The organism is Novipirellula sp. (assembly GCF_041583735.1).
Classification (GTDB): domain Bacteria; phylum Planctomycetota; class Planctomycetia; order Pirellulales; family Pirellulaceae; genus Novipirellula.
This window is the reverse complement of the sequence record NZ_JBFHFD010000277.1, coordinates 1-10,437: the sequence shown is the minus strand read 5'-3', so window position 1 is coordinate 10,437 and position 10,437 is coordinate 1. Positions and strand designations below refer to the sequence as shown.

Annotated in this window: 8 protein-coding genes; 6 read left to right on the top strand and 2 right to left on the bottom strand. The window is 54.7% G+C overall.

The genetic code is table 11. The annotated features are described in order from the left end of the window. Window positions 1–45: 45 nt before the first annotated feature. Both ABX962_RS19495 and ABX962_RS19490 read right to left on the bottom strand, forming a co-directional pair. A complete protein-coding gene (locus ABX962_RS19495) occupies window positions 46–423 on the bottom strand; it encodes a DUF971 domain-containing protein (protein ID WP_372721699.1) in 378 nt (125 codons plus the stop codon). Between the two features lie 12 nt (window positions 424–435). Next, the gene (locus tag ABX962_RS19490) at window positions 436–1,722 is read right to left on the bottom strand and encodes a phenylacetate--CoA ligase family protein (protein WP_372721698.1); all 1,287 of its coding nucleotides are present in this window, start codon (window positions 1,720–1,722) and stop codon (window positions 436–438) included. Between the two features lie 497 nt (window positions 1,723–2,219). On the opposite strand from ABX962_RS19490, the gene ABX962_RS19485 reads away from it, so the two are divergent. From ABX962_RS19485 to ABX962_RS19460, 6 genes are all read left to right on the top strand, one after another. Continuing rightward, complete coding sequence (locus ABX962_RS19485; protein ID WP_372721697.1) at window positions 2,220–3,461, top strand: DUF1559 domain-containing protein; 1,242 nt, start codon at window positions 2,220–2,222, stop codon at window positions 3,459–3,461. A 305-nt stretch (window positions 3,462–3,766) separates the two neighbouring features. Then, window positions 3,767–5,032, top strand: coding sequence for a DUF1559 domain-containing protein (locus tag ABX962_RS19480; RefSeq protein ID WP_372721696.1), 1,266 nt, complete (start codon window positions 3,767–3,769; stop codon window positions 5,030–5,032). A 156-nt stretch (window positions 5,033–5,188) separates the two neighbouring features. After that, window positions 5,189–6,409, top strand: a complete 1,221-nt coding sequence (locus ABX962_RS19475) for a DUF1573 domain-containing protein (protein ID WP_372721695.1) — start codon at window positions 5,189–5,191, stop codon at window positions 6,407–6,409. 469 nt (window positions 6,410–6,878) lie between these two features. Continuing rightward, window positions 6,879–8,294, top strand: coding sequence for a tRNA (N6-isopentenyl adenosine(37)-C2)-methylthiotransferase MiaB (gene miaB, locus ABX962_RS19470; RefSeq protein WP_372721694.1), 1,416 nt, complete (start codon window positions 6,879–6,881; stop codon window positions 8,292–8,294). A gap of 81 nt (window positions 8,295–8,375) precedes the next feature. Continuing rightward, complete coding sequence (locus tag ABX962_RS19465; RefSeq protein ID WP_372721693.1) at window positions 8,376–9,620, top strand: M16 family metallopeptidase; 1,245 nt, start codon at window positions 8,376–8,378, stop codon at window positions 9,618–9,620. Between the two features lie 56 nt (window positions 9,621–9,676). Beyond that, the coding region (locus ABX962_RS19460) for a M16 family metallopeptidase (RefSeq protein ID WP_372721692.1) at window positions 9,677–10,437 on the top strand (761 nt) is incomplete at its 3' end.

The following is a 10,437-nucleotide window of genomic DNA, read 5'->3' as shown; positions in this document are numbered from 1 at the left end:
GCTTTCTATTGCCCGAGCGAAAGTAATGGGAGGCCACCCACCGAATTATTCAGGTGGGCTGGCCAGCATTTTCATGGGGAAGATGCCGGAGGAATGACCATCGGAAAACGCGATGCTGTAGGCGTAGGAGCCAACCGGCCGCATCGATTCGATCCGCAGCGGACGGGCCTCTTCGGCACTGAGCACGGGAAGGCTCAGTGATTTCGGCGACGCCTGCTTTTTCTCGGATTCCTTTTCCTGTTCGCCGCGTTTCTTTTCGCGACAGGTTGCACAGGGGCAAGCGGCACGCAGTTGAGCCACGGTCCAGCGAGTGCTTGTACCGTTATTCCATTGAATTTGGATCGCCGTTTCGCCTTCGCGAGTGATCGAGACGGGCGTGAGATCGGATTCGTTGGACGCAGATTTGTTTTCAGAGGTATTCATCGTGCTCACGGTTTAACCTTGGCTCGCCCTTTGGTCAACGAGACGACGTGATTTGGCTTCGAATCGAGGCAGCGATCCTTCGGCGACCACAGTCACTTCGACCCGCAATGCAAGGCGATCACGCAGCAATTGTGCAACGGACGCTGCCTGCTCTGCCGTCCCTTCCAACTCGAGCCGAATCTGGTCCATCTCATCGATTTGCTCGACGATGATCCGATATTCGCTCGACTCGCTCGTCTCGCGGATAATCGACTCAATGCTGCTTGGAAAGATATTCACTCCACGAACGACGATCATGTCATCCGCTCGGCCAATCACCCCTCCGTCGAGCCACAAAAACGTCGACGGCTGACCATGATTGCGATAGGCGCGTACCATGTCGCCGGTGCGATAGCGAATCGCGGGCCCTCCGTAACGTCCCAGATTGGTCAGCACCAATTCACCGATCTGTCCCTCAGCGACTTCGCTGCCGCCAGGATTATCATCGCTGAAATCGAGCACTTCCGCAATAAATTCCGATTCGATGACATGCAGCCCGCGGCCATCGGAACTACCGAACCCCCACGCCCCGAGCTCACTCGCCCCGGCATGGTCGATCAATTTGGCGTCCCATGCCTGTTCGATTCGATTCCGGACCGCAGGCAACGACCCGCCGGGTTCCCCCGCGACAATGATTCGCGAGACGCTGTTTTTTGTCAGATCCAACCCCTGCGATTTTGCGGTCGAGACCAAATGCAAGGCATAGGTAGGCGTACAGCACAACACGGTACAACCGTGATCTTGGATCATCTTCAAACGTGATTCGCTGGACATTCCGCCGAGCGGCACACAGGTTGCCCCGCGGTCGATCATGGCGTCGCTGGCGGTCCAAAATCCGATAAAAGGACCAAACGAGAACGCCATCATGGCGATGTCGTTCTCGGTCACCTGGGCCACGTCCAATACGTAATGCCAACAACGAATCCACCATCTCCAATCGTCTTGAGTATCGAGTACCGGAAGGGGCCACCCCCGAGTCCCGCTGGTTTGATGCATGCGGGTGTAATGCGACATTGGCAAATCGAACATGCCCGCGGGTTTCGGCTGCGACGCGGGAATCAAGTCAGCCTTGGTCAACAGCGGAACCTGCCGAAGCTGCTCCAGTGACGTCAGTGGCAATCTCAGCCCCGCGAGCCGATTCGCATAAAACGGCCGCTTTTGAGCCACCATCAATAATGCGTTTAGCCGATCGAGCTGGCGTTTGTGAAGTCGAGCGAGGGATCCATTTGCTGGAAAATGCTCAAAGTTGCTGTCACGCATCCAAAATACCGTCTCATTTGTGAGTAAATCGTCGTCTGCAATTATGAAGTGTCCGTTAACGGACTCGACCCGTCCGCCTCATTCGGAAATACGAAACATCTCAATCTATGTTTTTCCAGCGGGATTATCGCAGCCACTAACCTGTAATTAAGGTGCTCCACCGAACATCTCTAGGCAAAACGCGAAGCCTGTGTCTCCCCCCGCCCCCCCGAGCGTTCGTTAAGACGCGATGAAGGCTTTGTGAGTAACTCAGATTGCCATTTTCAAGCATCATCTGACCGCATTTAATGCTCCGCAATGTTAACGCCACGACGTTCATTCGAACGCGGATTTGCCGGCCGCAGCAGTTGTCATCACTGACCGCCGAGCGAAAGCGACGTTGGAATTTTACATCAATCTTATCACTGCGATCACCTTGCTTTCATCTTCTGGAATTTGAATACGCAGGAATGCTTGGACTTCATCGTCTTCCCCATAACAATCCATTGAGAAAAGTCATGTTGCCTAACCGATCGAACACCTCCGCACCGACCAAGCGAGCGTCTGCGGCGTTCACGCTGGTCGAAATGTTGGTGGTGATTTCGATTATCGGAGTGCTCGCGACGCTGATGTTGCCCGCAATCAATCGAGCTCGAGCAGCCGCACGGGGGACACAGTGCCAAAGCAATCTGAAGCAATTCGGTGTCGGATTAACCTCACGAACTGTCACTGCTCCGGATTCAACCTTTTGCTCGGGCGATTTCAATTATGAACGTGATGGCGTGCCCACCGAATTTGGATGGGTCGCCGATCTGGTGGATCGTGGCGTGTTGGTCAGTGAGATGCGGTGTCCGGGCAATCCCGCGATGGCATCGACTGCGATCCAGCAATTGTTGACAATGGACATTAGCGAAATCAATTTATCGAAATATGCAGGCTGCATGCCTTGCGTCGACTGTCTCTCGAGTCGTCGACTCGGTAGCGAACCCTTCGAAGACGCCATGGGCGACCGAGTGATGAACATCGCTCGCGAGATTGACGAAAAATCAGTCAACGACCTCGCCGGCCGTGCAAATCTGGTCGATCGACGCTTGATCCAAAAAGGATACAACACCAATTACGCAGGCACGTGGTTCCTGTTTCGAACCGAGTTCACGTTCGACGACAACGGCAACCCCAGCATAAACGAAAAGGGGTGCAGTAACGCGATCGCCTCGGCCAGCAGCGAATTCACGCAATTAATCAACGATACCCGCGGTCGCTACAAGACCCGCGGCCCGCTATCCACCAATCGAGTCGATGCGGGCAAGGCTCCTGCCAGCACGATTCCACTACTTTGTGATGCCGCAGCGATCGGATTTCTGGAACTCGGTGTGGGGGAAACGATTCCCGACAGCGCGCTCTACGCCACATCAATGGTCGGACAACCGGTTGCCATCAACAATGGCTCGGACTGGAGTTTACTCGAAGTCCCCAAGCTTCCCTCGGGCACACCCCGCGAAGGCGTTTCAGGTTGGCTGCGTGTTTGGAACCACAAAACGCGACAAGACTATCGCGGCATGGCTCCGCTGCATCTTGGCGTCGCTTATGTATTGATGGCCGACGGATCGATTCGTGCGATTGAGGACAAGAACGGCGACGGCTACATCAACAACGGCTTTACTCAACATCCCGATTACTGGACCAGCAGCGATGTCGAAGCTCCTGAAATCATGTTGTCCAGCTACTACTCGCTGAACTCAAAAGGAAGCGAGAACTAATCCGTTTTACTTACCGAGACTCAGTTTCCAACAACGAAGGAGGGGGGCAGGCTAATCACAATACCGACGCACCCGGTGGCTTGGGTGGAGATGAATCCATCAAGCGAACGCAGTGCATGTTTTTACCAAGTAACTAAAGAGCGGAGCGAGTGGCGTGAAATCGTCAACGTCTTGGTTCGTGACAACCAAAACAGCAGCCTCCCTTTCACAGGAAGCTGACGACCACGCCACAACACTCCACCTACTCATCCCCATTCTGGGCTGCTTCTGCGAAGTGGGTCCAGAGTAAACAAGGAACTTTACAAATGAAAATGTCGAAAAAAGGCTTTACTCTCATCGAAATGCTGGTCGTCATTTCGATCATCGCGATCCTGGCAGCACTCGCGCTTCCCGCACTCGCCAAAGCACGTGAAGCGGCTCGCCGTAGCACCTGCTCGAACAATCTTCGCCAATTTGGTATCGGGCTGCTGACCTATGCTGAACGCGACCAGGTCGGCCGTTTGTGCACTGGTGCAAGCGACTACAACCGCGATGGATGTATGGACACTTACGGCTGGGTCGCTGACCTTGTCAATTCCGGTGCCGCACTGCCATCGGACATGCTTTGCCCAAGCAACGGTGGCAAAGGCTCCGAAAAACTGAATGACTTGCTCGGTAGCAACTCCACCAACGGTAAGGGAACCACCGCTGCACGTTTGAATAAAGGTGCTTGCCGCGAGATTTTTGGTGCCACTCCTGCTTTGGCTGCTGGGTCAGCCGAACGTGCTTCACACATTGGAACTCAGTTCCTCGAGAAGGGCTACAACACCAACTATGCGGCTGGCTATCACTTAGTCCGTAACGCTCCGCTAACATCCGGTACTGGCAGCGGCATCGTATTGAGCACTCGGACGGCAAACCAAAAGGACTTTAAACAACGCGAAGGCACTTACGGTCCGATCCAATTGTCAATCATTGACGGTAGCCGTATCCCCTCGTCGAGCATCGCTCTGATTGGTGACGCGGGCCCTGGCGACATTGATGAAGCCGTTTTGATCGTTTCGATCACCGACAGCAACGGCGAAGAACTGTTGCCCCAAGGCATGCTGTTGACCGAAGCGTTCAACGACGGACCAGCTTACGTTAACTCATCGGATTCGATTTCGTTGGCAGAGCACACGTCTGGTGGCGATGCCACCCTGCCGATTGCGACGCAAATGGCGTGTGAAAAAGGCAACGCAACGATTGCTGCTTGTTTTGACTTTGACAGCACCGTGACCGGTACAGCAAGCAACAAAGGACCTACCGGAAAGGGTGGCAACAACCTTTACCTTCAAGACACGCGTGACTGGATGGCACTTCATGGTGGCATCGCCAACATCTTGATGGCAGACGGTTCGGTCAAACAGTTCTACGACGGTCGCAACGGCGACGGATACTTGAACCCAGGTTTCCAGTTCGTCAATGGAGTTGCCACGAACTCGCAAGTCAGTGGCTACGCCGACAGCGAAGTCGAATTGATGCCAAACGAAATGTTCAACGGTTTGTTCATCGATGCAGCGACCTTGAAGGGCACCTTCGAAAGCAACTAATTCGGTTGCATCTGAAAACGAATCCGACCCAACCTTGTTTGCTCGGAATCAACACGACGGGGATGAGTGATGGTGCATCGCCAGACCTCATTCCCGTTCTTTCATTCACCCCGTTCTTTTATTCACCCTGATTGCTCCTGAAAACGGATCCTCACCATGTTTTCCCTCCGCTCGACGGGTCTTCGCATTGCGATTGGCGGCTTGGCACTTGTGATCGTCTTTGGTCTCGCCATCGTGCTCGGTTCGGTAACCAAGTACAAACCGTACGGCGTTCCGGATCATCGTCGCGCTGAGTATGACGCGATCCTGGCGAAGCTTGCATCCGAGGCCAAGGAGATTGCCGAAGCGAAAAAGAGCAAGAACCCAGTCGCCAAGGTCGAGCAAACGGAATTTGATTTTGGATTGCTTGATCCTGGAACCCAAGGGGCAACTCACGACTTCGTCATTTTTAACGACGGACAAGACGAACTCTTACTGACCTCCGCAGGCAGCAGCTGCAAATGCACCGTTGCCAAGATCGAAGACCGCATTGTTCCCCCCGGTGAATCCCGCCCAGTCACCTTGGTCTGGAATGTCGGCGAGGATGTCAGCGACCAATACGAGCAGGTCGCGATCATTGAAACGAATGACCCGCGAAATCCGAGTATCGAATTCACGGTGCGAGGAAAAGTGCGATCGGTATGGGCAGTGAACTCCGACACGCTTATCCATCTAAAAGGGAGCGCCGAAAAACCGATCGAAGCCTCATGCGTGCTGTACAGCCAAGTGTTTGATGACTTTGTCATTCTGGAAACCGAAACATCCAGCGGAGCGATCGAGGTTGCGACCGAACCGCTCCCGCCGCTTGACCTGCATTCGCTACAGGGACGATGCGGCTACAAGCTAAATGTGAAATACCGTTCGCCCAGCCACCGTACGGGGGCCTTCCAAGAGAACATTCGCGTCTGTGTGCTTGATACCAAGACGACGCAAACCGAGTGGATCGATCTGCCGGTCAGTGGAACGATCGGCAAACCATTGGTTTTTCACGGTCCTGAACTTGATTCGCAAGGGTTGGACCTGGGCACGGTGGAGGTGGGCGATCCCAAAGAATGGTCCTTTTTTGTGCGTTTTCGCACGGAAACCAGCGTCACTGAAGCGATGGTGACCGATATTGCTCCGCTGGGCCTGACGGCGGTCCTCGAACCCGTCACGCGAATCAAGAACACGTTTCGCGTGACGATCAAGTTGGCCGAGGATGCCAGACCGCACCGGTTCTATTTTGACAAACAGGGTTACATCGAAATCGCGAACAAGGCGGATCTCGAACAGAGCGACTGGATGCCGCTTTCTGGCCAGATCATTACGCCCGCCGCAAAGGGGCTGGTGGGCCGCTAATTTTCGTCGTAGACCGTAGCGAAAGTCGCGTGTGACTTTCGGCCTCTTGCGCGTCCGGTAGCGAAACGCATCGCGAGTTTCGCTGCCGAAAACTCTCCTCTCCACGATTGCTTGTTGGGGCGGAATCGTGGTCCGGATCGCCCGTCCGAGCCTAATTTCTCTGGCGATCCCCCTGATTTTCACTGCGAAACCCGCAAATTCGGCTTCGCAAGTGGGATCAGAGCGGCGAAGATGCCTACCGCACCGGATGGACATGCGGGTATCTTAGTGGCATGTTCGCAGAAATTAGCCAGATTCGCTTATCGCCGCCCGTCGTGCTGTGGCTCGTGTTTTCGTTAATCGCGGCAATGCTATTATTTTCGGGGCTCCATCGTCGCCGCTCTCGGCTGACCGACGCCCTCCGATCCTTTGTGCAGCGTAGCCAAGACGCCGGCAGCAAGACCGAAAAAGAGAAATCAAAAAAGAAGACATGAGCAAAGTTTTTATCCACACCGTTGGCTGTCAGATGAACGTGCTTGACAGCGAGATGGTTATCGCCGACCTGAAGCGACACGGTTATACCGTCGTGGATTCGCCCTTGGATGCCGATTGCGTGCTGTACAACACGTGCAGTGTTCGCGAGCATGCCGAGGACAAAATTTACAGTGCTTTAGGCAAAATCCGTGCTGCCAAAGAAGCCGACCCCAGCAAAATGATTGGGGTGATGGGTTGCATGGCGCAGAAGGACCAGGAGACGATCTTCAAGCGTGCTCCGTATGTCGACATGGTCGTCGGCCCTGGACAATTGCACACGATCCCTGAGTTATTGCAGCGAATTGGTCGCGGCGAAGGACGTCAACTCGCCGTTTCCCTCTCGCGGACCGAGGGATCGCAAGCGACGATCGCGCGAAGCCATGAGACCTTTGACCCGCTCCGCGATCCGACGATGCGGCCGACGCCGTTCCAGGCTTACTTGCGAATCCAAATCGGCTGCGACAAGTTTTGCACCTACTGTGTCGTGCCCAACACGCGGGGTCCCGAACAAGGACGACCGCCTGCACAGATTTTGTCCGAAGCTCGTATTTTGGCCGAGCAAGGATGTCGTGAAATCACGCTGCTTGGACAAACGGTCAACAGTTACCGCTATCGCGATGGGGATCACACCACCGACATGGCGTCGCTGCTCGAAGAACTGCACGAAGTCGACGGGATCGATCGCATCAAATTTGTGACGAACTATCCCAAAGACATGACCGAGCGTTTGTTGACGACGGTGCGTGATTTACCGAAATGTTCGCCCTACCTTCACGTCCCCGCACAAAGCGGTTCCGACGTGGTGCTGAAGCGAATGAAGCGTGGCTACACGATCGCCGACTACATGGAAATGTTCGAGCGAATCGAACGGATTTTGCCCGAAGCCGCCGTCAGCAGCGATTTCATCGTCGGTTTCTGTGGCGAAACCGAAGAGGACTTTCAAAAATCGGTCGCTCTGATTGAGCGCTGCCGATTCAAGAACAGCTTTATCTTTCAGTACAGTGTGCGACCGGGAACGCAGGCCTCCAAACGACTCGAGGACGACATCCCGCACGACGTCAAAGTACGCCGCAACAACGAGTTGCTTGCGGTCCAAGATGCGATCGCCAAAGAAGACAACTTGAAATTGGTGGGCAGCGTTGTCGAAGTGTTGGTGGAAGGTCCTAGCAAGAAGGCGGCGAAGTCGGATCCCGATGCGAATGTCGTGCAAATGGTCGGCCGCACCCCGTGTGACCGCATCGTTGTTTTTGACGGCAATCGTCGTCAAGCAGGCCAATTCATGAAGATCGCGATCGACGACGCACTTGTCCACACGTTGATCGGTCGAGTACAAACGGTGGATGTCGTTTCGATCGATCTCGCCCGAACCTAAGTGGCCCGAACCTAACTTGCCTGAACCTAGTATCCGAAGCTAGCATCCGAAACTCACCTTGAAGGGATTGCCCTGAATACGTTGTCTTCCTCGACCGAATCCATCCATATCGAAAAACTTGATAACGGGATGGCGGTCCTTGTTCAATCCATGCCATGGCTGCGAACCGCAGCGTTTTCATTGTCGTTGCGAGGCGGCGTCAATGCCGAAGCGGATGACGATGCCGGACTCGCGTCGATGGTTTGCGAGATGGTCCAGCGTGGTGCGGGAAACTACAGCAGCCGTGATCTGGTCGCGATCCAAGACAATCTTGGGATGGATCGTTCGTCTGGCGTTTCGACCTCGGCCGTTTCGTACGGCGGATCGATGCCCGCAGATTCGCTTGAGGCCGCACTGGAGCTGTACGCCCACATCGTGCGTCGACCGCACTTGCCTGCTGATCAACTTGACGATGCCAAGTTGATGGCGATGCAAGAACTGCGCGCGATCGAAGACGAACCGACCCAACGAGTGATGATCCGGTTGCGTGAATTGCAATACGGAAAACGACTCGGTCGCAACAGCCATGGGACGCAGTCCAGTTTGGCAAAGATCACGCCCGATCACATTCGCGAGTTCTACACATCGCACTATCACGCAGGCGGTGCGATCTTGGCGGTCGCAGGCAATTTGGATATCGATCAAGTTGTGGGCTGGGCCAAACAGAATTTTGGCGACTGGAAGTCGGGCGAGATCGCCGCGGCGGCAAAGTTTGAAGGCACCGCCGGTCAAGAGCACATCGATTCTCCGTCGAGTCAAACGCACATCGGTTTTTCCTTTGACGGAATTCCCTTTGGACACGCCGACTACTTTAAACTGCGTGCGGCGATTGGGATTCTCAGCGACGGAATGAGCAGCCGCTTGTTCGATCGCGTGCGAGAACAACGAGGACTCTGCTACACGATCACCGCAGGCTGCCATTCACTCGAGCAATTGGGGGCGGTGTTTGGCTATGCCGGCACCACACCGGAACGGGCCCAGCAAACCTTGGATGTGACGCTCGGCGAATTCAAGAAATTCACCGAGGACCTCGACATCGATGAACTCGAGCGATGGAAGGTACGCATCCAAAGCAACTTGATTATGGAGCAAGAATCGAGCGCATCACGAGCCTCGTCGATCGCGTCGGATTACTTTCAACTCGGCCGCGTACTAAGTACCGCGGAATTGGAACAGATCATTGAGTCGTTAACACTTGACGAGGTCAAGTCTTATTGGTTGGACCATCTTCCGGGCGACTTTCGCATCGTCACGCTCGGTCCTAAAAAGCTGTCTGCACCGCAATAATTGCCGGTTGCCGCTGTCCGCTTCCTCCACCCGCAATCTTAAAGTTCGATTTCAATATGGCGCAGTTCCGACACCACACGCTTGCCAACGGCCTCCGCATTGCAGCGGAGATTGATAACCGCTGTTATTCTGCGGCAATGGGCTATTTTGTTCGCGCAGGTTCTCGCAACGAAACCGACATTGAATCGGGGTTAAGCCATTTCCTGGAACACATGATGTTCAAGGGAACAGCGAAGCGATCGGCTGCTGATGTCAACCGCGAACTCGACGAGCTTGGTGGCCAAAGCAACGCCTACACGACCGAAGAACAAACGGTTTACTACGCCACCGTGCTGCCGAAATTTCAAGATCGGATCATCGAACTGCTGACCGATATGCTCAGCCCGTCACTGGATGCGGGCGAATTTGAAACCGAACGACAAGTGATCTTGGAAGAGATCGCCAAGTACGAAGACCAACCTCCGTTTGGTGCCTTTGAACGTGCGATGGAGCGTCACTTTAGCCCACGGGGACTCGGACGCCGTGTGCTCGGGACGAGCGAGTCGATTGAAACGATGCGTGTCGAAACGATGCGTGACTATTTCAATCGCCGTTATCGTGGCGAAAACATTGTGTTGGCCGCGACCGGCAACGTCGACTTCGATGCGTTAGTCGCAGCGGTCGAAGAACAAACTCGTGATTGGGCCGATCGACCCTGTACCCCCGAACCGCAGGCGGATGACCCGCAAACGCTGCCGGACGGGATTTCCATGGATGCAGAACTTGATATCGAAGATGCCGCGCAAGCTTATTTCGTGCAGATGAGTCCAGGCCCCAG